At 30.7% G+C, this 24,548-nt stretch carries 23 protein-coding genes and 1 tRNA gene; 13 read left to right on the top strand and 11 right to left on the bottom strand.

All coding sequences use genetic code 11. The annotated features are described in order from the left end of the window. Window positions 1-10 precede the first annotated feature (10 nt). Window positions 11-565, bottom strand: coding sequence for a DUF192 domain-containing protein (locus IPK06_15785; GenBank protein MBK7981434.1), 555 nt, complete (start codon window positions 563-565; stop codon window positions 11-13). Between the two features lie 76 nt (window positions 566-641). Here IPK06_15785 and IPK06_15780 point away from each other — a divergent pair, with 76 nt between their 5' ends. The 3 genes from IPK06_15780 (at window position 642) to IPK06_15770 (ending at window position 3,501) form a co-directional block, all read left to right on the top strand. After that, on the top strand, window positions 642-1,484 hold the full coding sequence (locus IPK06_15780) for a prolyl oligopeptidase family serine peptidase (protein ID MBK7981433.1): 843 nt from the start codon (window positions 642-644) through the stop codon (window positions 1,482-1,484). Continuing rightward, a complete protein-coding gene (locus IPK06_15775; GenBank protein MBK7981432.1) occupies window positions 1,484-1,960 on the top strand; it encodes an EVE domain-containing protein in 477 nt (158 codons plus the stop codon). The genes IPK06_15780 and IPK06_15775 overlap by 1 nt, the downstream gene beginning before the upstream one ends. A 176-nt stretch (window positions 1,961-2,136) precedes the next feature. Then, window positions 2,137-3,501: a PQQ-dependent sugar dehydrogenase gene (locus IPK06_15770; GenBank protein MBK7981431.1), complete on the top strand. Its 1,365-nt coding sequence runs from the start codon at window positions 2,137-2,139 to the stop codon at window positions 3,499-3,501. Here IPK06_15770 and ypdA read toward each other — a convergent pair. Then, entirely contained in the window at window positions 3,498-4,466 is a 969-nt protein-coding gene (gene ypdA, locus IPK06_15765; GenBank protein MBK7981430.1) for a YpdA family putative bacillithiol disulfide reductase, read from the bottom strand. The genes IPK06_15770 and ypdA overlap by 4 nt on opposite strands. An 85-nt stretch (window positions 4,467-4,551) precedes the next feature. On the opposite strand from ypdA, the gene IPK06_15760 reads away from it, so the two are divergent. Then, window positions 4,552-5,052 carry a hypothetical protein gene (locus IPK06_15760; GenBank protein ID MBK7981429.1) on the top strand — a complete coding sequence of 167 codons (501 nt, stop codon included), beginning with the start codon at window positions 4,552-4,554 and terminating at the stop codon, window positions 5,050-5,052. Between the two features lie 60 nt (window positions 5,053-5,112). Here the strand turns inward: IPK06_15760 and IPK06_15755 are convergent, their stop codons facing one another. Beyond that, entirely contained in the window at window positions 5,113-5,361 is a 249-nt protein-coding gene (locus IPK06_15755) for an HU family DNA-binding protein (protein ID MBK7981428.1), read from the bottom strand. Window positions 5,362-6,156: 795 nt separating this feature from the next. Here IPK06_15755 and IPK06_15750 point away from each other — a divergent pair. Genes IPK06_15750 through IPK06_15740 form a run of 3 tightly spaced genes read left to right on the top strand, consistent with a single transcriptional unit; the run spans window position 6,157 to window position 11,501 of the window. Next, complete coding sequence (locus IPK06_15750; protein MBK7981427.1) at window positions 6,157-8,187, top strand: hypothetical protein; 2,031 nt, start codon at window positions 6,157-6,159, stop codon at window positions 8,185-8,187. A gap of 32 nt (window positions 8,188-8,219) precedes the next feature. Beyond that, window positions 8,220-11,030 (top strand): T9SS type A sorting domain-containing protein, encoded by a 2,811-nt coding sequence (locus IPK06_15745; protein MBK7981426.1) that lies wholly within the window; start codon window positions 8,220-8,222, stop codon window positions 11,028-11,030. A 3-nt stretch (window positions 11,031-11,033) separates the two neighbouring features. Then, the gene (locus IPK06_15740) at window positions 11,034-11,501 is read left to right on the top strand and encodes a DinB family protein (GenBank protein ID MBK7981425.1); all 468 of its coding nucleotides are present in this window, start codon (window positions 11,034-11,036) and stop codon (window positions 11,499-11,501) included. On the opposite strand, the gene IPK06_15735 is transcribed toward IPK06_15740, so the two are convergent. Further along, complete coding sequence (locus tag IPK06_15735) at window positions 11,490-12,236, bottom strand: RNA methyltransferase (GenBank protein ID MBK7981424.1); 747 nt, start codon at window positions 12,234-12,236, stop codon at window positions 11,490-11,492. The genes IPK06_15740 and IPK06_15735 overlap by 12 nt on opposite strands. 86 nt (window positions 12,237-12,322) lie before the next feature. On the opposite strand from IPK06_15735, the gene IPK06_15730 reads away from it, so the two are divergent. Further along, window positions 12,323-12,395: transfer RNA gene (locus IPK06_15730), tRNA-Thr, on the top strand. Between the two features lie 51 nt (window positions 12,396-12,446). Here IPK06_15730 and IPK06_15725 read toward each other — a convergent pair. Next, a complete protein-coding gene (locus IPK06_15725) occupies window positions 12,447-15,557 on the bottom strand; it encodes an efflux RND transporter permease subunit (GenBank protein ID MBK7981423.1) in 3,111 nt (1,036 codons plus the stop codon). A gap of 20 nt (window positions 15,558-15,577) precedes the next feature. After that, window positions 15,578-16,642, bottom strand: coding sequence for an efflux RND transporter periplasmic adaptor subunit (locus IPK06_15720; protein ID MBK7981422.1), 1,065 nt, complete (start codon window positions 16,640-16,642; stop codon window positions 15,578-15,580). 194 nt (window positions 16,643-16,836) lie between these two features. Between IPK06_15720 and IPK06_15715 the strand changes: the two genes are divergently transcribed. From IPK06_15715 to IPK06_15700, 4 genes are read left to right on the top strand one after another with little or no spacing between them, the layout of a single operon-like run. Continuing rightward, window positions 16,837-17,271 (top strand): PAS domain S-box protein, encoded by a 435-nt coding sequence (locus tag IPK06_15715; GenBank protein MBK7981421.1) that lies wholly within the window; start codon window positions 16,837-16,839, stop codon window positions 17,269-17,271. Continuing rightward, window positions 17,259-20,354: a PAS domain S-box protein gene (locus IPK06_15710; GenBank protein ID MBK7981420.1), complete on the top strand. Its 3,096-nt coding sequence runs from the start codon at window positions 17,259-17,261 to the stop codon at window positions 20,352-20,354. Before IPK06_15715 ends, IPK06_15710 begins: the two co-directional genes overlap by 13 nt. Further along, on the top strand, window positions 20,351-20,704 hold the full coding sequence (locus IPK06_15705) for a response regulator transcription factor (protein ID MBK7981419.1): 354 nt from the start codon (window positions 20,351-20,353) through the stop codon (window positions 20,702-20,704). The genes IPK06_15710 and IPK06_15705 overlap by 4 nt, the downstream gene beginning before the upstream one ends. Beyond that, a complete protein-coding gene (locus tag IPK06_15700; protein MBK7981418.1) occupies window positions 20,701-20,967 on the top strand; it encodes a response regulator transcription factor in 267 nt (88 codons plus the stop codon). Before IPK06_15705 ends, IPK06_15700 begins: the two co-directional genes overlap by 4 nt. A 152-nt stretch (window positions 20,968-21,119) precedes the next feature. Here IPK06_15700 and IPK06_15695 read toward each other — a convergent pair whose 3' ends face one another. Together IPK06_15695 and IPK06_15690 are read right to left on the bottom strand one after the other, a co-directional pair. Next, window positions 21,120-21,548 (bottom strand): hypothetical protein, encoded by a 429-nt coding sequence (locus IPK06_15695; protein ID MBK7981417.1) that lies wholly within the window; start codon window positions 21,546-21,548, stop codon window positions 21,120-21,122. A gap of 101 nt (window positions 21,549-21,649) precedes the next feature. After that, window positions 21,650-22,525 carry a helix-turn-helix domain-containing protein gene (locus tag IPK06_15690; GenBank protein MBK7981416.1) on the bottom strand — a complete coding sequence of 292 codons (876 nt, stop codon included), beginning with the start codon at window positions 22,523-22,525 and terminating at the stop codon, window positions 21,650-21,652. A gap of 167 nt (window positions 22,526-22,692) precedes the next feature. On the opposite strand from IPK06_15690, the gene IPK06_15685 reads away from it, so the two are divergent. After that, window positions 22,693-23,157, top strand: a complete 465-nt coding sequence (locus tag IPK06_15685) for a HEAT repeat domain-containing protein (protein ID MBK7981415.1) — start codon at window positions 22,693-22,695, stop codon at window positions 23,155-23,157. Between the two features lie 64 nt (window positions 23,158-23,221). Here the strand turns inward: IPK06_15685 and IPK06_15680 are convergent, their stop codons facing one another. The 3 genes from IPK06_15680 to IPK06_15670 form a co-directional block, all read right to left on the bottom strand. Continuing rightward, the gene (locus IPK06_15680; protein ID MBK7981414.1) at window positions 23,222-23,767 is read right to left on the bottom strand and encodes a hypothetical protein; all 546 of its coding nucleotides are present in this window, start codon (window positions 23,765-23,767) and stop codon (window positions 23,222-23,224) included. A 78-nt stretch (window positions 23,768-23,845) separates the two neighbouring features. Then, window positions 23,846-24,229 carry a hypothetical protein gene (locus IPK06_15675; protein MBK7981413.1) on the bottom strand — a complete coding sequence of 128 codons (384 nt, stop codon included), beginning with the start codon at window positions 24,227-24,229 and terminating at the stop codon, window positions 23,846-23,848. Between the two features lie 11 nt (window positions 24,230-24,240). Continuing rightward, the gene (locus tag IPK06_15670; protein MBK7981412.1) at window positions 24,241-24,516 is read right to left on the bottom strand and encodes a DUF134 domain-containing protein; all 276 of its coding nucleotides are present in this window, start codon (window positions 24,514-24,516) and stop codon (window positions 24,241-24,243) included. Window positions 24,517-24,548 lie beyond the last annotated feature (32 nt).

The raw sequence follows: 24,548 nt of genomic DNA, 5'->3' as shown, positions 1-24,548 counted from the left end.
AAAATAAAAATTAATTGACTTTTCTAAATAAGACTTTATCGCCCACAACAATATTATGTTTTTTTGTATATTCGGCGTTAACTTCAACAACATATTGAGCCGGTCCGGTAGATGGCAGAGATTCCAATGAAAACGGCGTCGTATGGTTAAATATTGTTACTATTTCCAAATTTTTATTAACGTAAATTATATCCAAAGGAAGAATAGTGTTTTTCATATAAAATGATTGAAATTCCTCAGTTGGAAAAATAAACAACATTCCCTGGTTTTCATTCATTTCTTTCCTAAACATTAATCCGGTAGCTCTTTCAATTTCGTTTTCTGCAAATTCTACATCAATTGTAGAAACAAAATTTCCGTCTTTTTTCTGAAAAGTCAGTTCGCCTTCTTTTTTAAATTTATAAGTTTCTTCGTTGTTTGCCGCATGCGAAGGATTAATATGTGCTTTTGGTTTTAACAAATTTGAAAGAAGTAAAATAATGAATGCAATGATAATAACTACAACAAGAATTTTATAGACATTACTTTTTGAATTTAGAGAATTATTTTTTTGCTGTTTTGTCATCTTTTAATAAGTTAAATTTTAGAATTATTTTTAATGTTTAAAATTTATCGAAAATGTTTTAAATCTTTATATAAAAATGATAATTGAAAGAAAAATAATTGAGTTTACTCAAAATCAAACTAAAATTTTAAAAACCGGATTTGGCAGGTCATCGATTGATGATACTGTACTTGAAAAAATAGTTTATATTTCGGACGGATTAAAAGTTAAAGGATTTGCCGCATATCCCAAAATAATTACCGATAAATCACCTTGCATTATTTGGTGTCGAGGCGGCTATGGAAACGCGGGAATTTTAGATAATTTTTACGCCAAAGGAATTCTTGGACAGATAGCAAGCTGGGGCTATTTGGTTTTGGAAAGCCAATACAGAGGAAACGACGGCGGTGAAGGCAAAGATGAATTCGGCGGAAAAGATTTAAATGACATTTTAAATTTAATTCCTCTTGCGAAAGAATTTGAATTTGCTAATACCGATATTTGGGGAATTGAAGGTTGGAGTCGCGGCGGATTAATGACATATTTAACATTAACGAAAAACCATGATTTCAAAGCGGCTGTTTCCGTTGCCGGAATTTCAGAAGTCGAATGCAGTATGACAGAAAGTAATTTTATGAAAAAGTTAATTAGTTCTCATCAAGAAATAATTGATGAAAATTTTTGCAGATCGAGAACGATTTTAAATAATTTGGATAATTTCAGTAGAGAAACACCTATTCTATTATTGCATGGATTAAAGGATGAAAGAGTTCCGGTCCATCATTCTGTTGATCTTTCAAAAGAATTACTTAAGTTAAATATTGAGCATAGACTAATTCTTTTAGAAAATGGCGATCATTTTCTAAAATCACATAAACCGGAAGTAGATGAGTTTAGAAAAAATTGGTTTAAAAAATATTTAAAGAATGGAGCAAAATAATGGCAAAAAAATACTGGCTTGTTAAATCGGAGCGTTCGGAATTTTCAATTGATGATTTGGCAAAAAGTAAAAACAAAACTACTTATTGGGATGGAGTGAGAAATTATCAAGCGAGAAATTTTTTGCGTGATGAAATGAAAAAAGGCGAACTCGTTTTATTTTATCACAGCAATTCAGAGCCGAATGAAATTGCTGGAATTTGCGAAATTGTAAAAGAAGGTTATCCTGATTTTACCGCATTTGACCCAAAAGATAAACACTTTGATCCGAAAAGTAAAAAGGAAAATCCGGCTTGGATAATGGTTGATATTAAATTGCTGAAAAAATTCAATAAACCTGTTTCGCTTTCTGATTTGAAGAATAATACGAAATTAAGTAAAATGAGACTTCTGCAGAGAGGCAACAGGCTTTCTGTAATGCCGGTTGAAGAAACTGAATTTAATGAAATATTAAAAATGGCTGAAATTTCCCTTTAAAATATTAAAATAATTTCATGATCTTCTTTTGAATTTAACTCAAAATTCTTACCCACTCAAATTTCCGACAGAAACGGAGAAAGGCATTCAATGCGAAAGTTAAAATATATTTTAATGTTAAGTTTATGCTTCATCAATATTTCATGTGAAAGCGAAAAACTTCCGAAAAGTCGGTCATTATTAATGCATTCCCAAATTTAACTTTTGAAAATCCAGTAGATATTCAAACACCCGAAGATGAAACCGATAGAATTTTTATTGTATCTCAAAAAGGTAAGATTTTTGTTTTTCCAAATGACATGAATGTCAATTCAGCGGATTTATTCTTAGATATTTCAGAAAAAGTTCTTTTCGGCGGTGAACAAGGTTTGCTTGGTTTAACTTTTCATCCGGATTTTAAATCAAATGGAAAGTTCTTTGTGGATTATGTTGCGGATAATCCGAGAAGAACTGTTGTTTCATCATTTACCGTTTCTAAAGATTTAAATACGGCAATTCCTGAAAGCGAAGAAATCATTTTGGAAGTTGAACAGCCGTTCTCTAATCATAACGGCGGACAAATTGCATTTGGTCCCGATGGATATCTTTATATCAGTCTAGGTGACGGCGGGTCAGGCGGCGATCCAGGAAACAGAGCACAAGATTTAAAATCATATTTAGGAAAAATTTTGAGGATTGATGTAAACAAAAACGAAAACGGAAAATTATACGGAATTCCATTTGATAATACATTTAAAGGAAACACACAAGGATACTTGGAAGAAATTTATGCTTACGGATTAAGAAATGTTTGGCGTTTTAGTTTTGATGGCAAACATAATCTTTGGGCAGCTGATGTTGGTCAAAACGCTTGGGAAGAAATTAATATTATTCAAAAAGGCGGAAATTACGGATGGAGAATCATGGAAGGATATCACTGTTATAACCCAAGCAGCGATTGCGACACAACAGGGTTAATACTTCCAATTTGGGAATATGGTCATAATGAATCTGGCGGATATTCTATTACCGGAGGATATGTGTATGAACGAAATGATATTATAGAATTAACAAGTAAATATATTTATGCCGATTTTGTAAGCGGCAATATTTGGTCATATGATTTATCTTCCACACAAAATAAATTAATAACTAAAATAAACGGACAAATATCAACATTTGGAACTGACGGTAATCAAAATCTTTTTTTTGCCGATTACCAAAATGGAACTATTCATAAATTCGTCGGTGAAAATGTCAGCTCAATTGAAAATGAAATCAATCCGGAGTTTGTTCTTTATCAAAATTATCCAAATCCTTTCAATCCGACAACCACTATTAAATATTCAATTCACTCCGTTAATGAATATAATTCCAATTTTGTTCAATTAATTATTTTTGATGTTTTGGGAAGAAAAGTTAAAACGTTGGTTAATAAAATTCAAAATCCCGGAAATTATGAAATCAATTTAGACGCGTCATTATTACAATCGGGAATTTACTTTTATAAATTAACTGTCGGCAGTTTTTCTAAGTCAAATAAAATGCTTTTGCTGAATTAAATATTCTTCAAAATATGTTTCATTATTTGCGGAGCATGAACTCTTGCATTTTCAATAAACCATTTGCTTGTGTTCATTCCGCCGCAAACAACTCCCGCAAGATATAAACCTTTAATATTTGTTTCGTAAGTCTTACTGTTGAATTTGGGAATTTTAAATTCTTTATTGGAAAATTTAATTCCGATTTTTTTGAGAAACTCATAATCGGGTTTATAGCCGGTCATTGCCAAAACAAAATTATTCTTTAATTTTACTTCACCATTGGGAGTATTTATTACAATATCTTTTTCCTTAATTATTTTCAATGTCGAATTAAAATATGCTTTTATATCTCCATCTTTTATTCTGTTTTCAATATCAGGTCTTACCCAATACTTTACATTCTTTTCCAACGCATTGCCTTTAATTATCATTGATACTTGAGCGCCTCTTCTAAAAGTTTCAAGTGCAACGTCAACAGCCGAATTGCCGCCTCCGATAATAGCAATTTTTTCATAAGAATACGGATGCGGCTCATGGTAATAATGCTTAACCTTAGTCAGTTCTTCGCCCGGAATATTCATTAAATTAGGATGATCATAAAAGCCGATGGCAATAATTACTTTGCTTGCACAATATTCACTTTTATCCGTTATAATATTAAAACTGTTTTCCGATCTATTTATTTGATCGACTTGTTCATAAGTTTTTACATTTAAATTCCATTTATCTTTAACTCTTCTATAATATTCAAGAGCTTCAGATCTTGTTGGTTTTATTCCGTGTGAAATAAAAGGAACATCGCCGATTTCCAATCTTTCAGATGTTGAAAAGAAAATCATATTTGTAGGATAATTGTAAATTGAATTTACTAAACAGCCTTTTTCAATTAAAATGTGAGATAGATTGTTTTTTTTAGCTTCAATAGCACACGCTAAACCAATTGGACCTGCGCCGACAATCGCGATATCAAAATTTTGAATCATAATAATACTTTTATGTGATTGAAATTTCTTTTAATATTTTTGTAATTAAATATAATTATATACAAAGTAAATTGATGAATGAAAAATGAAAACATTTAAATACACTCTTTTCTCCAGATTATTTTACAAATATTCCATAATACCCGTTAATTTAATTCTTGCAGTTTATATTTTAATATCTCTTCTGTCAATATCAAGTGACTGGAGGTATATTTTCCCGCTTCTAATTAAATTAATTCTGTTTTACATCTTCAATAGATTTTACATTCGCATGTATAAAAGTTTTCCATTCACAATTGAAATAAACAACGAAGAAATGATTTGCCATGATTTCATTTTTACTAAAAGAAAGGTTGAAATAAAACACAACGACATTACCGACATAACAGGTGGGCTTTTTGCGGGAAGATCTTATACTCCGATTTACATATTTACGAGTAAAGAAAAAGTTGGTATTAGTCCTCATTTAAAGGATTATAACGAACTGCTAAAAATAATACTTACCAATGTTACAAAAGAGGTTTATATGAAATCGCTGAGTAAGATTGAAAAGAACACCATTATTACCTCAAAAAAGAAAAAGTAAAAATAGCTTTAAAATAAAAAGTCCGGCCTAAACCGGACTTCATTCTTCATATAATCATAATTATTTTGTTGGAAACACTGCATCTTGTAAAGCTTTACCAACTTTGAATTTAACTTTATTCTTAGCTGGAATTACTATAGCTTGACCGGTTGATGGGTTTCTTCCGTTTCTTTTTTTAGTTTTACCGGTAGAAAATTTTCCAACTCCTGGTAATGTAAAAGTTTTCTTTGCGTTAACAGCAATAAGACTTGCAAGTTCATCAATAAAAGCATTAGCTGTTTTTTTAGTTACTTCCAATTTAAAAGCCATATGATCAACAATATCACCCTTTGTATAAGGACCTTTTGGAGCTGCAGGTTTTTTTACAGCAGGTTTTGGAGCAGCAACTTTTTTAGAAACAGCACTTTTAGCGGCTAATTTTTTAGCAGCTGTTTTTTTAACTGCTTTTTTTGGAGCGGCTTTTTTAGCAGCTTTTTTTGGAGCAGCTTTTTTAGCGGCTGGTTTCTTTGCAGCTACTTTTTTTGTTGCGGCTTTTTTAGCAGCAGCTTTTTTAGCGGCTTTTTTTGGAGCGGCTTTTTTAGCAGCTTTCTTTGGTGCAGCTTTTTTAGCAGCTGGTTTCTTTGCAGCTACTTTTTTTGTTGCGGCTTTTTTAGCGGCTAATTTTTTAGCGGCTGTTTTTTTAGCAGCTTTTTTTGGAGCGGCTTTTTTAGGAGCAGCTTTTTTAGCAGCTACTTTTTTTGTTGCAACTTTTTTAGCTGCAGCTTTTTTTGGAGCGGCTTTTTTAGCGGCTTTCTTTGGAGCAGCTTTCTTAGCAGCTTTTTTTGGAGCTACTTTCTTTACAGCTGATTTTGCTTTTGCCATTTTTTTTCCTTTATAGATTGTTAGTTAATGAATGCACCGAAAAAATAATTATTTTATTTATTAAAAAAAAATATTTTTGAATTTTTTTTTAAACTTATTTTCCCCTTGTTGTATCTATAGTTTGCGCTCTTTGATATAAATCCAGAAATATTTTTCATTGAACTGTTAAAAATCTTTTTCAAGAATTTTAATTTGGATATTTATTTTAACTAAATTTAACATCAAGAAATAATCGATATGTTAATGAAAATATTTAATGCTGCAATTTTACTTTTACTTTTTTCGATCAGATACAATGCTCAAACAATTAATATTGACAGCGTTATAACGCCTATCAGTATTGGGGATAGCACCAATGTTGCTGATTCATTGAAGAATGAAAAGAGTCGGCCGAAACTATTTTTAAAACCTTATCTTAATACCGCTGCAGATTTGCTGAAAACATTTTTGATTGGCAAAAAATCTTTGGATTACGAAAATTACAGATCAGCACAAAATTTTTTAATGTATTTACCGCTTACTGCTCAGTATGATTTTAATGTTTTGGGAAGCTCAAATATTCCTTCATTATATTTTCAGAAAAATAAAAATCTTTCAATTACCCAAAATAATTTTTCATTTTCCAACAGTTGGAATGGTTCCAATGATCTGAGCTTGATACAAAATGAAAATGTAAACTCATTGGAAGTAAGTCCGCTTTCAAGAGGATTTATATCAAACAGTATCGGCGCGGCAGCAAATCTGAACATTGTTACACAGGACAGTATCACTTACAAACCGATTACAAGAATAAGATATTACCAAGCTCCGGATGACGAAGGATTCATTGATTTTTTGTTCGGCGTTCTTATCACCAAAGATCTTTATCTAAAATATCGACTATCAAATGAGTCTTATACCGGTAATTTTAAAAATTCAGTATATGGTGTTTGGAAATCAGATCTAACTTCTATTTACAGATTAAGCGACAGCATTTTCGTAAAATTGAATTATTATCATCTGAAATCTAATTCGGAATTGAGCGGCGGGATTAATTTGGAAACGCTTGAGAATAATTCGGTTTCATTACTAGATGGACTTTATAATTCAATTTCAACTGTGAATTTTGAAAATAGAACAAAGACAAATAAAATTAATAACGTAACCGCTACATTTTATGGGATATTATTACCAAACAGTTTTTCTAAATTAAGTATTATATACAGCGGCAATGAAGAAAAGTTTAAGCAATATGATGATTCAGCTTATCCTGATAGTATTAGAATCTCTAATGTTAATAAATATTCAAAATATTTTTTGTCATTGAATCATCATCAGCAAATTAATGATCTGGAGTTGGATTTTACTTTTGATTACGATTATAATGACTATTCTATCGATTATTACAATATTTATTCGAAAAGAAAAAGCTATGCGCTAAGCGGATTGCTGAACTATAAGCTTTTTGACAGTATCTTGATTCCCGCTGTTTATACGAGAATAGGAACTTATGAAAACCAATATGTTAATGGATTGGGTACCGACATTACACTAACTGCTGCGGGCAATCTTAAGTTGAAGTTTGGCACTTCAATATTTATGAAACCATATTTAATTTCCGAACTATATTCACTTCCCATCTCTTATCAAAATAAAAATTATATTTCCAATTACTTTTTCACAACTGAATATACCTCCGAAATTATTAAATCGTCATTGACATATTTTTCCATCAATGAAGATAATTCACCTGTACCGGTTTTCAATAATGAAAATATTCAGTCAAAAGATGCAAAAATTATTTTTCCTTATGCTGAGAAAGTTAAAACTGCGGGATTCAACATTTACTCAAATCTGAGTTTTTGGAAAGTGGAATTTTTAATTAATGCAAACATTCTCACTTCAGAAATATCAAATTCTCTTCCCAAAGACGGAAAGTATAATTTATTTTCCGGAATATATTATAGAGACAAACTATATAATAACAATCTTGATCTGAAGACGGGTTTTAATTTTTTCTATAATGATAATCTCAGTAATCAAATTTACGATTTTCAGATTATGAGATCATCAAACTATTTTATGAATAGTAATAAGCTTTCAGCATTTAAAACATATTCCGTTTCAAATACTCCTTTCAGAATTGATTTTACCTTGGCAGGCAGAATTCAAGATAGGGCGACATTCTATTTTGCTTATGAAAATATTTTTGCCCGCAATTATTTTATTATTCCTTATTATCCAATGCCATCCGGCGGTATTAAGCTTGGCATTTCCTGGGATTTGTTCGACTAATATTTTCATATTTAATAATTTACGGAACTTAAATGAAAAAGTTTGCAATTGTAATTTTTATAATTTTCGGCAATACATTATACTCACAGAAATTTTCCACATTACCGGAATTTCCTACAGAAACGGATATTATTGAGATCACTTTTAATATTAGTGAAATGACAAGAAAAGACCTTTCAGATTATAGCGGAACAATTTATACTCACACCGGACTAAATACAAACTTGGGATCTTGGCTTCACGTTATAGGTTCATGGGGAAATAATAATACTCAACCTTCATTAACCAAAGTTTCCGATAATGTTTATAAATTGACGATAAGCAATCCAAGAGATTATTACAGTTTAAACAATACCAATGAGCATATCACTTCTTTGAATTTTGTATTAAGAAGCGCCGATGGAACAAAACAAACAGAAGATCTGTTCATTCCAATTTATGAAGCGGGATTAAATATAAAAATTATTGAACCTCAGTCGCTGCATATTTATCCATTATCAGGCGAGGAAATACCGATTAAAATAACATCTAACGATGCAGACAGCTTAAAGTTATTTTTGAATAATGAACTTATTTCATCAACGGCAGGTGATACTTTAACTCAAACAATTGTCGCCGATGGCACGGGAAGGCAGTGGATTAAATTTATCGCTGTTGGAAATAATGAAACCTATGCGGATTCTATTTATTTCATAATTAGAGAAAATCTTACAATTGAAGAATTGCCTGAAAATATTCACACTGGGATAAACTATATTGACGGCAGTACAGTAACTCTTGCAATTTTTGCTCCTCATAAAAAGTTTATTTACGCGATAGGCGATTTTAATAACTGGGAGTTTGATCCGGCTGAATCAACTGACTGGGAATTTAATCCGAAATATTATTTTAAAATTACTCCTGATAGTTCAATCTTTTGGCTTACTTTAGAAAATCTGAATGTTAATCAAGAATATAGATTTCAATATTTAGTTGACGGGAATTTAAAAATTGCCGATCCTTATTCCGATAAAATTCTTGAAGAAGAGGATGATCAAATAAGCAATGAAACTTATCCAGACTTAGTTTCTTATCCTTACGATAAAACAAACTTTTCAGTGTCCGTATTTCAAACTTCTCAAACTTCTTTTGACTGGGAAGCAAATAATTATCAACGACCAAATAAAAACAATCTATTAATATATGAATTGCTTGTAAGAGATTTTGTTTCGTCTCATAATTATAAAACATTGATAGATACATTGGATTATCTTCAAAAATTAGGAATAAACGCCGTTGAACTTATGCCGGTTAATGAATTTGAAGGAAATGAAAGCTGGGGTTATAATCCTTCATTTTACTTTGCGCCGGATAAATATTACGGAACAAAAAACGACTTGAAAAATTTTATTGATGAATGCCATAAACGAGATATAGCGGTTATTATGGATATTGTCTTAAATCATATGTATGGAAGATCATCATTTGTAAGATTATATGCTTCAGGAGATTATGGTCCGGTAACAGCGGAAAATCCTTGGTTCAATTTAACTAGTCCTAATCCCGTTTATTCATGGGGATTTGATTTGAACCACGAAAGTATTGAAACACAAAAATTAGTTGATAGAGTTACAAATTACTGGCTTTCTGAATTTAAATTCGACGGATTTAGATTTGATTTTACAAAAGGATTTACGAATAAAACCGGTGACGGAAACGGTTTCGACCAATCAAGAATAGATATATTAAAAAGAATGTCTGATAAAATTTGGGAAACCGATTCAAATGCTTATGTTATTTTGGAACATTTTGCGCCAGACAGCGAAGAGAAAATATTGACCGATTACGGAATGATGGTTTGGGGAAATTTAAATTATGCTTATAATGAAGCAACTATGGGATATAACGAAAACGATAAATCAAATTTCAGCAGAATATCTTATAAGAGCCGGGGATTTACAAAACCAAATTTGGTTGGATATATGGAAAGTCATGATGAAGAGAGACTTATGTATAAAAATATTCAATACGGAAACGCAAACGGAAATTATATTATTAAAGATACAACCACTGCATTAAGTAGAATTAAACTCGCGGCTTCGTTTTTCATACTTGTACCCGGTCCAAAAATGATATGGCAGTTTGAAGAGTTGGGTTATGATTACAGCATCGAATATAACGGCAGAGTTGGGAATAAACCAATAAAATGGGATTACTTTGAAAACATAGATCGTAAAAGTCTATTTAAAACTTTTTCATCTCTCAACTATTTAAAAAGAAATTTTAATATTTTTTCGACATCAAATTTTACTATTTCCGCAAACACTTTCACAAAAAGAATTCTTTTTGACACCGACACGATGAAAGTAATAATAATTGGAAACTTTGATGTATTTGATAAATCTATAAATCCCGAGTTTACTAATAACGGTATTTGGTATGATTTTTTTAATAATGATTCTATAAATGTCACAAATACTTTATCTACAAAAAATTTAAAACCTGGCGAATATCATATTTACTCGACTAAAAAACTTATAAATATTTGGCAGGATACAACTCCGCAGGATACTACTAAAATACCTGAAAATATTGAACTGAAACAAAATTATCCCAATCCTGTTCATAAGAAAACAAAAATAACTTATTCAATTCCTGAAAATATTTCAACCGATCAAGTTTTGGTTTCATTGAAAGTATATGATATTTTGGGTAAGGAAATTGCTTCATTGGTAAATTATAAACAGCCTTCGGGAATTTATGAAGTAAATTTCAATGCTGAAAATTTAGCGTCCGGAATTTATTTTTATACATTAAAAGTCTCTGATTTTTACGAAACAAAAAAAATGATCTTAATAAAGTAATTGATGAAAAAATATTTTGAAAATCTTTTTGAATTTAATTCATGGGCAAACGATAAAGTTATTGAAAAGATAATGCTGCTTAATAGCTCTGAAGATGAAATTATAAAATTAATGAGTCATATTATTTCGGCTCAAGATACATGGCTTGAAAGAATAAAAGGCAAACAAAATTATTCAATAGATATTTGGGAAATTTTCACTATACAAGAATTGCAGATATTATCCGATAACAGTTCTAAATCATGGAAAAAATTTATAAAAAAAATTAATGCTTCAGATATGGAAAAAATTTGTATTTACAAAAATTCAAAAAGGAAGATTTTTAATAATCAGTTTCATGATATTTTCACTCATGTTATAAATCATTCGTCCTATCACAGAGCGCAAATTAATTTATTACTAAAATCAAAAAATATAGGACCCGCAGAAATTGATTACATTTTATTTGAAAGAGAAAAACTAAATTTTTGAAAGTATAATTGCTGCGGCCGCAGAAACATTTAACGATTCAATATTTCCTTTTGGCGGAATAGTGATCTTTATATCGGAAAGATTCGCGATTTCCTTAGTAGGACCAAAGGCTTCACTTGAAAAAATTATTGCCGTTTTTTTTTCAAAGTTTACATTTCTATAATCAGTTCCATTCATGTCCGCAAGATAAATTTTATAATTCAGCGATTTCAAACTTTGAATTTCGATTTGTAAATCTACATTTTCAAAAATATTAAGATTAAACACGCCACCCATACTTGATCTTAAAACTTTCGGATTGTACAGCTCCGCACAATCTTTGCTTAACAGAACAGCCTTAATTCCAAACCATGCACAAGTTCTTAAAATTGTTCCGACATTTCCCGGATCGGAAATATTATCTAAACACACAACTACATTTTCATCGTAAATTTTTTCCTCATTTTTTGGAATTTCAAAAACCGCGGCAATGCCTTGGGGACTTTCAGTAGATGAAATTTTTTCAATATCTTTTTTATTTAAAATTGTCAGCGGAATTTTATTATTGTTAATAAGCTTTGTAAATTCGGGAAAATTGTCTTTAAATTCTTCGGTTATATAAATAGAATGGCAATTAAATTTACTTTTTATACCTTCTTCAATTAATCTTCTGCCTTCAACAATAAATTTTCCTTCGGAAGTTCTATACTTTTTCTGCAAAAGTTTGCTTAAATATTTTATATCGTTTTTTAACATTTAGGAAATTAACAATTTTTTCAATTTACAATTTATAATATTGCAAAAAATTATAAAAAATATTAGATTTGTTGACCTAAAAAAATGCTGGTGTAGCTCAATTGGTAGAGCAGCTGACTTGTAATCAGCAGGTTGCGGGTTCGAGTCCCATCACCAGCTCAAAAAAGCTCGGAATTTACATTTCGAGCTTTTTCTTTTTAAATATTCAATTTATTTGGTAACCAAAAGGTCTTCGTCTTCAATATTTAGTAAATCTTCTAAACTCTTTTCTGCTGTTACATTGCTTACAGTTTTTTTCTTATCGGATAAATATGAATAAATTGCCGGAACAATAAACAAAGTTAATCCAGTCGAAAATATCAATCCGCCAATAACCGCTATTCCCATAGAAACTCTTGCTTCGGATCCAGCGCCAAGCGCCAGGGCAATTGGCAAAGTACCTAATATTGTTGAAAGGCTCGTCATTAATATCGGACGAAGTCTTAGTCTTGCCGCTTCAATTACGGCATCGATTGTATTAAGTCCTTGAGCTTTTTTCTGGTTGGCAAATTCAACAATTAATATTCCGTTTTTGGTTACAAGTCCAATTAGCATGATCTGTCCAATTTGACTGAATATATTCATAGTTTGATTAAAATACCATAGCGCAAAAACTGCGCCGGCAATAGCAAGCGGAACGGTAAACATTATAATCAAAGGATCTCTAAAACTTTCAAACTGCGCGGCAAGTGTTAAGTAAATTAAAATCAATGCTAACAGAAAAGTAAACAGTAAACTTGAAGAACTTTCTTTAAAATCTTTTGACGCGCCTTCTAAAGATGTAGAAAATCTATCATCAAGAACTTTATCGGCAATTCTGTCCATTGCAGAAATTCCGTCTTGAATTGTTTTTCCTGGAACTAAACTCGCCGAAACCGTAGCGCTTACATATCGGTTAAATCGGAATAATTGCGGCGGACTGCTTTTTTCTTTAAGCGTTATTAAATTATCTAATTGAATCAATTCACCTCTAACATTTCTAACATAAAGTGAAGACAGATCTAAAGGTTTATTTCTATTTTCCTTTAGAACTTGCCCGATTACTTGATATTGTTTTCCATTCATAACAAAAAAACCGAATCTTTGTCCGCTATAAGCCAGCTGCAAAGTTTGAGCAATATCTAAAGCGGAAATTCCCAATTGGCGGGCTTTTGTCCTATTAATCTCAACAACAATTTCAGGTTTACTGAATTTTAGATTAACGTCAACGTTTGCAAATGTAGGATCATCTTGAGCTTCATTTAAAAACTTTGGCACAACTTCTTTCAGCGATTCAAAATTAGGAGCTTTGATTACATATTCTACAGGAAGTCCGCCTCTCCTGGTAGAAATTGACTGACTTTGAATAACGAATGATCTTGCGTCGCTTAAGTCTTTCATCATATATGTAATTTTTTCAGCAATTTCTTGTTGGGATTTATTTCTTTTTTTAGGATCAACCAAAGTTATTCTTACAAAACCTGCATTTGTTCCGCGTCCTCCACCTCCGGTTAGTGAGATCATTGCATCTGATTCTTTGATGGAATCCTGAAGCATGTTTAACGTCTGCATTATATATCTGTCCATCAATTCATACGATGTACCTTCCGGCATTTTACTTTCTATTCTTAATTCGCCTCTGTCTTCAATCGGCGCAAGTTCGGATTGAAGATTTGCGCCTAATATAAAAATCATACCGAATGTAATTACCATAATTACAATAGCAAGCCATCTTTTATTCATAAATGAAGCAAGCAGATTTTTATAACCGATCTCGAGCGATTTAAAGAAAGGTTCTGTTTTATTGTAAAACCAATTCTGGCTTTTATTATGTTTTAATATACGCGAGCTTAACATTGGAGTTAATGTAAGAGCAACAAACGAAGAAATTACAACAGCGCCGGCAATTACAACTCCAAATTCAACAAACAGTCTTCCTGTAATTCCCTGCAAAAACATAATTGGAAGAAAAACCGCCACCAATGAAATTGTTGTAGAGATAATAGCAAAAAATATTTCAGATGTTCCTTTTATTCCTGCTTCTATCGGATTTATATTTTCTTCAACTTTTCTATAAATATTTTCCAAAACAATTATCGCGTCATCAACTACTATTCCAATTGCAAGAACAATCCCCAACAAAGTTAATACATTGATTGAAAAGCCGGCAATGTACATAATAAAGAATGTTCCAATTAGTGAAACCGGAATTGCGATTATAGGAATTAATGTAGTTCTCCAATCCCTTAAAAACAAAAAGATAATTAAAATTACTAAAACGAATGCAATCAGTATAGTTTCCTTAACTTCGGAAATTGAATTTCTTATATATTTGGTTACGTCAAAACCAATTCCCAATTCAATATCAGCTGGTAAGTCTTTTTTAATTTGATCAATTCTTTTGTAGAATTCATCGGCGATTTCGATGTAGTTTGCGCCGGGTTGAGGAATTAGAACAACACCAACCATTGGAATTCCATCGCGTCTTAAAATTGATTTATCATTTTCGGGATATAATTCCGCGAAACCTACATCTTTAAATCTTACAATTGCGCCGTTATCTTCTTTAATTGTAAGATTGTCAAAATCTTCAACTTTAATCAAACGACCTAATGTTCTAACTGTCAATTCGGTATTATTTCCTTCAATAATTCCCGAAGGCAGTTCAATATTTTCTTTATTCAATGAATTTCTTATATCCAGCGGCGTTATATTATATGCCGCAAGTTTAGCCGGATCCATCCACAAACGCATTGAATATCTTTTCTCGCCCCAAATCATTACTTGGCTTACGCCTGAAATTGTTTGAAGTCTTTCTTTAAAGGTATTTAAAGCAATATCTGATAATTCCAACAAAGTTCTTGTATTACTTTTAACATTTAAAAAAACTATTGGAACGGCATCCGCATCTGCTTTTGCGACAATTGGCGGATCAACATCAGCAGGCAGATTTCTTTGGGCTCTAGATACTCTATCTCTAACATCATTAGCGGCAGTTTCTAAATCGACATTTATGTCAAATTCCACAGTAATATCGCTTCTTCCGTCTCTGCTTACAGAAGTTAATGATCTAATTCCGGCAATACCGTTAATTTGTTCTTCTAAAGGTTCTGTAATTTGAGATTCCACAACATCGGCATTTGCCCCAACATATGTAACGGCAACACTAATTATTGGCGGATCAATACTCGGATATTCACGAATTCCTAAATACGTATATCCAATTAAGCCGAATAAAATAATAACAATAGACATAACAATTGCAAGAACCGGACGACGAATACTTATTGATGATAAACTCATAATGTTCTTTCGATATAAACTTAAATTATAGATTTAATTTTGATTTGCGAATTTGGTCTTAACTGAATAATTCCAGAAACTATTACAGAATCACCATTTTCAATTCCATTAATTATTTGAATATTTTTTTCAGTCCTAATTCCGGTTGATACTTTTTGCGGAACTGCCTTCCCGTTTTCATATAAAAATACCTTCTCACCTTCAATATCGGGCACAAGCGCATCGGTTGGAATAAGCATTGCATTGGATATATTATTTAGAATAATGTTAATTTCAACATAAGCACCGGGCAAAAGAACTCCATTATTATTTTGAGCAACTGCTCTAACTAATATTGTTCTTGTAGTTTGATCGATTTTCGGTTCAACGGCATAAATTCTTCCGTTAAAATTCATATTAATATTAGGTATTGTAAATTCTATTGCTTTGCCTTCTTTAATTTCGCTGTAATATTTTTGAGGAACTGCAAAATCTATTTTAATTGGATTTATACTTTGTAATGTTGCAACTTGAGTTTGAGGTGTAATGTATGTTCCAATACTTACGGAACGCAATCCGACAATACCATCGAACGGCGCGTGTATTTCAGTTTTGGCAATTTGTGCATTTGTGAATTCTATATCAGCTTTAATTGTATTTAATTCGTTCAAGACTACATCGTATTCCTGTTGACTTGTAAGCTGTTTTTCCAAAAGCTGTCTGGAACGAAATTCTTTATCCTTGGTAAATTCTAATTTTAAAATATTTTTCTTAAGCGTAGCCTGCAATTCTGCGTCATTAATCTTTAAGAGCAGATCGCCTTTTTTTACCCTTTTCCCTTCTTCAAAAAGTATATTTGTTACTTTTCCGGAAGATTCGCTTCTGAGCAAAACTTCTTCATTTCCCATTAGGGTTCCATTCGAAAAAATTTTGTCCTGCAATAATTCCGGTTTGATAATTTTAATATCCGCTAAGACCGATTCCTTCTTTTCAACATCAGCTATTTTACTATCTTCATTTTTGCTCGTAAAATTAATCTTTGGAAGGAAAATCAATAATAAAATTATCAATACTGCGGCATAGGTAATAATTTGTTTTTTTTTCATTTTTTTCTTCAATAATTGTAAAATCACTTTCTAAAATTAGTAAATATTATAAAACAATCTTGGCACTAATTTATCATAATAAAAATTTATTTCATTTTTTGACTCTTTAGAGTTAGAAAATTGTTCTAAATTCTTATAATTTTTATTTATCAATTTTTATTACCTATTTCAATAGAAAAAATACCGAGCAATTTATGAAAGAGAAGCTTGAAAACCTTTCGAAAAAAGAGTTAATAGACAAAATTAAATCACTTTCAAAGCAAATTGAGAACTCAAAAAAAACAAAAGCAGAAACGAAAGACATCAATGCAAAAAACTCTGCCTTTTTCAAACAAAAAAACTTGGATTATTATGATATTTTCAACAACTCTGTTCAAGCATTATATATTCTAGATAATAAAGGTAGTTTTATTGATGTAAACAAAGCGGCAGAAAAAATGTACGGTTATCCGCGAAGTCATTTTAGAGGTAAAAATGCCGAATTTATTGCAGCGCCTAATAGAAATGATTTACAATTAGTTTGTCATTATGTAGCTGAAGCTCTTAAAGGTAATCCTCAGCAATTTGATTTTTGGGGAATTAGAAAAATGGTGAAATTTTTCCTAAAATTATTTCGGTGCATAAAATAAACAACATTGATATTGATGCCGTTGTTGCCTATGGAATAGATATTACTCAAAGAAAAAAAATTGAATTACTTTTAGAAAAAAATGAAAAATATATAAACACTATTTTTGACAATGCTCCGGTTGGTATTGGTGTTGAAGTAAATAAGAAAATAAATAAGGTTAATTTAAATTTTTCTCTGATGACGGGATATTCGGAAAAAGAATTAATCGGGAAATCACTTAGAAAATTATTTTCTTCCAAAAAAGAATATGAAAGGATTTCAAACGGAAGTAATGGTAATTTATTTGAAAATAGCAGCTCAACATTTGAAACTAAATTTCTTAAAAAAGATGGTAAAACTATTGATGTTAAACTCACGCTTTCTTTAATAGATAAAAATAACATTGATAATGGATTATTATTTTCTGTTGTGGATATAAGCGACCTAAAATATTCCGCGAAACAAATATCTGACAGTGAAAAAAAATACAGAATGCTGGCGGAAAATATGCAGGATGTTATTTGGACAATTGATTTAAAAGGTTATGTAACATATGTAAGTCCTTCATTTAAAAATGTAACTGAACAAATGCCCAATGAAATTTTAGGGCAGAATATTAAGAATTTCGTAAATCCGGAAGATTATCTGAATATCAAAAAAAAGATCGATATTTTTCAAAAATCTGAGACAGAATATCCTCATTGGGAAATTGAATATTTAAGAAAAAATAAAAACAATATTTGGATTGAAACGAATGTATCAGTTCTAAAAGATGATAATAAAAAAACAATCGGATTTATTGGAGTTTCCAGAAATATCGATTCAAGAAAAAATGCTGAAATTGCGTTAAAGGAAAGTCAGAAAAAATATTTAGAACTTTCCAGATTATTAGTCAGCATGGCAGATAACATAGCTGATTTGATTTGGGCAAAAGACAAAAATGGAAATTTTATATTTACGAATAAATCTTTTTCAAAGAATTTTTTAAATGCCAAAAATACAAAAGAACCGATTGGTAAAAACGATATGTTTTTTGTAATGAGAGAAAGACAATCGCATCCTAAAAATCCCTTCTGGCATACTTTCGGAGAACTTTGTGTTAATTCGGACGCAATAGTAATCAAAACAAAAAAAGCTGGAAGATTTGATGAATTTGGAAATGTAAAAGGAAAGTTTCTTTTCTTGGATGTTTATAAAGCGCCTTTATTTGATGAAAGCGGGAAATTAATTGGAACTGTGGGAAGTGCCAGAGATGTAACAAAAGAAAAAGAATATGAAAGAAAGTTAATTGAAAGTGAAGAAAAATACAGACTGCTTTTTGAAAATATGAATGAAGGAGTTTTTTATCAGTCTTCAAATGGAATTTTAACTGACGCAAATAAATCAGCTTTAAAAATATTGGGTTTAAAAAAATCCGAATTTATTAAAACTAATTCTTTTGATAAACGGTGGATCGTAAAAGATAAAAATAGAAATATACTGCCACCGGAAAAACATCCTTCAATGCTTGCGTTAAAAACCGGCAATAAAGTTTTGAACTATGAATTATATTTTCAAAATAATAATACCAATCAGGAAAAATGCTTAATTATAAATGCAATTCCTCAATTTAAAAATTCTGAAAAAGATCCATATCAGGTTTTTGTTACAATCCATGATATTAGTGAAATTAAAAAAGCCCAGCAATTAATTCTAGAAGAGAAAGAAAAATTCAAATTATTGTTTGATAATATGAAAGCAGGTGTAGCAATATACGATGTAACTAAAGACAACAATAATTTTATTTTAAATGACGTAAACAAAGCCGGTCTTCAAGCCAACAATGCGGAGAAATCATCCATACTAAATAAAAAAATTACTTCAATTTTTCCTGAAATCAAAAAAAGCGGTCTTTTAAAAATATTTAGAGAAGTAAATAAAACAGGAATTCCTCAAAATTTTCCGCTTAAAATTTATGATGGTGATAAAATTATTGTATGGATTGATCATTATATTTCTAAACTAACAAATAATCAAATTACGGCTATTTTCCGTGACAACAGCGCAGAAATGAAGGTACTTGAAGCTTTAAAAGAAAGCGAACAGAATTTACGCGCGGTTCTTGACGCTTCGCCGGATATAATTGTACTTGTGGATAAAAATGGAAATTTAATCGAATCCAATGAAAAATTGGAACAAGCTTTGGGAGTTAAACGAAAGGAAATAATAAGTTCGGATATTTTTCAAAATTTTGATAAAGATGTTAAAGATATAAGAACCGAGGTTTTTAAGAAAGTACTGAAATCAAAAAAACGTTATACTTACAAAGATGTTTCCAATCGCAAAGTCTGGCAAAATACAATTGTACCGATTTTGGATGACAAAAACTTGGTAAGCAGATTAGCTGTTTATACTTCGGATGTTACTGAAAAGGAGAAGTACGAATCAAAACTTAGGGAAAGAAACGAAAGTTTACGTAATTTATCAAAATATATAACAAACATAAGAGAGGAAGAAAGAAAAAAAATTGCCAGAGAAATTCATGATAATTTGAGTCAAATTTTAACTGCAATTAATATGGACGTCTCATGGATAAAAAATCTGCTGCCTGAAAATTTAGCAGAAATTAAAGATAGATTTATGCCATTGTTGAAATTAATTGACAATGCCATTCTTACTGTTCAAAAAATTAGTACACAATTAAGACCGGGAATTTTGGATGATCTGGGACTTGTAAATGCAATTGAATGGCAAGCAAATGAAATTAGAACCAAAACTCATTTAAATATAAAATTGGAATTACCGGAAAATGAAATTGAACTTTCCGAAGAAAAAAGAATAGCTTTGTTTAGGGTTTTTCAAGAATCGATGTCAAATGTTATCAGGCATGCAAACGCCAAAAATTTAAAAATTATTTTAAAGCCTAACTTAAATACGTTATTTTTACAAATTATTGATGACGGAATTGGAATTCCGCTTGAAAAAATAAATGACAATAAATCCTTTGGATTGCTTGGAATGAGAGAGAGAATTTTAGCAATAAATGGCAATATAGAATTTGGAAATAATCCAAAGGCGGGCACTTACGTAAATATTTCAATTCCAATAAAAGAGCAAGAATGAAAATTTTAGTTGCCGATGACCACTCAATTGTTAGAAAAGGATTAATACAAATAATCTCTTCAATTCCGCAAGTTACTTTAATAGATGAAGCAGAAAATGGAAAAGAAGTTCTGGATAAATTTGAAAATGGGAAATATGAACTTCTTATCCTCGATTTATCGATGCCAATACTTAATGGTTTTGACACATTAAAAATACTTCTTAATAAAGATCCGGAAGTTAAAGTATTAATTTTAAGCGTTTATCCGGAACATCAATTTGCAATTAAGACTTATAAGCTTGGAGCTTATGGTTATTTAAATAAAAACGCGGCTCCAATTGAATTAAAAAAGCAATTGACCAAATTTTGAGCAATAAAAAATATCTGAATAAAAAAATAGCGGAACAAATATTATTTGTTAATGAATTCGACAAACCGATTCAAGAAAAGCTTTCAAAAAGGGAATTCCAAATTTTACAGTATTGCACCGAAGGAATTTCGTCGAAAGAAATTGCTGAAAAATTGCTGATTAGCCCCAAAACCGTAAGTACCTATAGAACACGAATTTTACAGAAATTACAAATTGATAATTTTGCCCAGATGATTTATCAATTGAATATTAAAGAATTGTAAGAAAAATCTTACAAACTTTTAAGATTTTTTTTCCCATTATTTTTTATACTATTATTTAGTTTTTTTTGAAATTTATTTAATTTCAAAATATTGGGACTGAGATAAAACTTAGTTCTAGGGGCACATTTCGGGGGAGTTGTGCCCCTGCTGTTTTAAACAGATTTGTCCAAGAATATACCGTTCGTGGTTTCTTGAGATTTAATTAAACTTTGCAGAAAATTGTCAAACTCTTCATCTGTAATTTCATTATTGTCTTTCTTTGACAGATAATCTTTTATCAAATCCAAAGTTTCTTTATTGTCAACATTTGATTTTTGAGGCGGCATTTCGGGCGGTTTCATTCCCATTGGTTTATCAAATCCCGCATCTTCCATTATTTGTTTCATATCCTCTCCTGGTCCAATTCCCGAACTTTTTATCTCGTCTAGCATTATTTTCCAATCATCTTCACTCATATTCTTCGGATCATAATTTGAGATAATTTCTTTTAGACTGGTTTTCTGATCATCGGATAAGGTATTATTAACTTTCATATTCGGATAAAAAATTCCGCTGCTGCTACTGCTTACGTTGCTTACCATTTTGTCCTCTTTTGTTATTGTTAAATAATTTTGTCGCTTTATAATCGATTTCCAAATATTCGACTAAATGGTAAGAACGCGACTTTTAATGGTCAAAATTTTTATTGATTGGATATTCTGAATTCCAGTGGAGTTTGACGAGTAAACTTTTTGAAGAATTTGTTAAAATTCGTAGGATCGCTGAATCCAACTTTATAACTAATCTCTTTAACCGAAAAATTTGTGTGGATAAGATGACGTTTTGTTTCAATTAAAATTCGATCTTCAATTAATTGTTTTGCTGTTTTATTGTAGTATCTTTTTGTTACTTCATTTAACCTTTTTACATTTATAAATAATCTATTCGAATAAAAAGAAACATTTTTTTCAATGTTATAACTGGAATTAAGCAAAGTATTGAATTCCGAAATAATTTTTACGTCGGGCAAATAAAATATTTCATTTTGTTTTTGTTGTTTGTATTGTTCAATTATTTTGAGGAGCAGGATATTTAAAAAGTTTTCGGAAATTGATTGCTGAATTTTGTTTACTTTTTCACCAGGTTTACAGCATAATTCTTTTGAATATTTAATTATTTCAATTATTACACTATGGCTGAATTTTAATTTTGATAATTTGGCGAAATCGAAAAAATAATCTTTATCAAAATCGTTGTCCTTCAGACTAATGCCGCCGTTTACATAACTTTTAGAGAATAAAATAACCATTCCCTTTAAATCATTAATGTTTTCAAACTTTTGTATTTGGCCTTCGGAAAATAAAAAAATTGAATTTGGTTTTGCGTAAAAATGATTGATGTCCACCCAAACTTCCGCACTTCCGGATTCTATAATAATTATTTGATTTGAGCTTACACGATTCTGGTCGTTTAAAAATTTACTTTTATTCAAATTATAATCACTGAATTCCGCTGCAAAAATTTTAGACAAGGTATATTCGCTATCATTTTCAATTATCGGCATAATAATAAAAATCACAAAATTAATTTTATAATTAGTATGACAGCATATCTGCAACTTTAGTTTAAAGTGTAATGAATTTATTTTACGGATAGTGTAAAAATTTTTCTCTATCAAAACTTTTAAAAGAGAGCTTCGTCATAATCCTTGAAGACAGAAAATAATATTTAACAAACGGAGGGGTTATGAAGAACTTAAGCACTATGGCAATTATTGTTCTATTATTCCTTTTTTCTACTGCGACATTCGGTTTTTCGGAAAAAAAATATAAACAAATTGAAGACAATTTACTTGTTGGAATCAATACCGAAAATAGAGGTTTACAAGTAAGTTGCGCATTTTTCCTAGGCGAACTTAAATCGGAAAAAGCATTAATTCCGCTGCTTAAAATGCTTAAAAGCGGAGCGACAGAAGAAGAAAGGATAATTGCGGCATTATCACTTTGCAAAATCAGATCTGAGCAGGGTATGTTTGCGGTTAAACAAAGAATTAAATACGATGAAAGTGAGAGGGTACAAAAGTTGTGTTCTAAATTCTACAGTTGTTACTTAGCTAATAAAAACAAATCAAATATGAATGTTGATCCTTACGAGGTTGCTGATTTAAATTTGGAATTTAATGGGATTAAGCTTGCAGATTTTGCAAAATAAAAAGTTTATTGAACGGTTGTTATAATGTATATTTTCAAACAACCGTTCTCTCCCCTTTTGGAAATTATTTAAATGAATAATCAAAACCTAGATCCAACGCGCTGTAATTAAGTGTTGCAATTCCAAGTCTAACGCTAAAAGCCATTTTGGTATTCAGCCAATACCTCATACCTGCTTGCGCTCCAACGCATAGACCACCTTTTTCACTATTGCTTATATCGGCACCTTCCACAAGAATTTCTTTATTTACTTCCTTAAAATCGTAGGCAATAAATAGTCCTGCCCAAGGATCTAATTTTTCATTTTTTAATTTGAAGTGATAATTTGACTGAAAACCAAATAAGATATTAGAATAGCTCCATTCAACTTCAGGAAAATCTTCGGTATAACTCCAAGCTCTAAATATTCCGCCGATGCCAAATTTCCCAATAATTTCTTGGTTATCATTTTTTAAATTTATTCCATATTCATGATTGATGCCAAGCTGAACCGTGGAGCCGAGAAATGAAAAGCCAAGTGATGGTCCTGAAGTATGCATTTCAGCCTGAAACTGACTGAAAACTTTTGAGGAAGTTATTAAAAAGATAAATATTAAAATTTTAAATCTCACTAACTTTACCCTGATTTGGTTAACTACAAAAATATAAAAAATACAGCAAACGTATTGATAATTTATTTTTATACTTTATTAGTGCGAATGGCAGCTCCCGTTTTCATTTATTTCTAATTTTCCTATTGCAAATTTTGACGCGGCTTCTTGGGCAATTTCTTCATTTGTAAAAATCAGTTCTTTATTGCTGCTTTTGAAATCTTCTTGCAATCTCCAGCCTGCCGATTGGCAGATTAAATGCGAACAATCATGCAAGCCAGCTATTAAATTTGAATGTGTAGATGCGTGGTCGTGACTATGTGAATGTGCACCGTCAGTATGCTTGTGATTTGTAAAATTGTTATCACGCTTTTCAGTACTAATGATTTTCTTATCAGAAATCTCAAAAATCAAAAATCCATTACATCTTCCTACGTGACCTGTAACTGTTCTAAAATCGTCTGTTGCTATTGCAATTTTCATATTTACCTCTATTATTTATTAATTTTAATCGCCTTTCCCATTATCATGGATTCGGCAATTTTATTTCGTGCACTTTTAATTATTCTACCAAATGTTGCTCTGGAAATTTTCATTTTTTTTGCCGCTTCTTCGTGAGATAAATTTTCCAAATCCGCTAAATTAATAGCTTCAAATTCATCTCTTTCCAAGTTGATTTCTTCAAGCAATCGAAGAGGAATTCCCTGAGGTTTGTAATAATAAACTACTGGATTACAAAATAAACATCTGTTTTTTTTTGGTCTTGGCATATTTTATAATGAGCATATGCTCAAAACTAATT

The sequence above is a fragment of the Ignavibacteriota bacterium genome (assembly GCA_016713565.1).
Lineage (GTDB): Bacteria > Bacteroidota > Ignavibacteria > Ignavibacteriales > Melioribacteraceae.
Note: the sequence above shows the minus strand (reverse complement) of the source record. Positions and strands in the feature narration are given on the sequence as shown.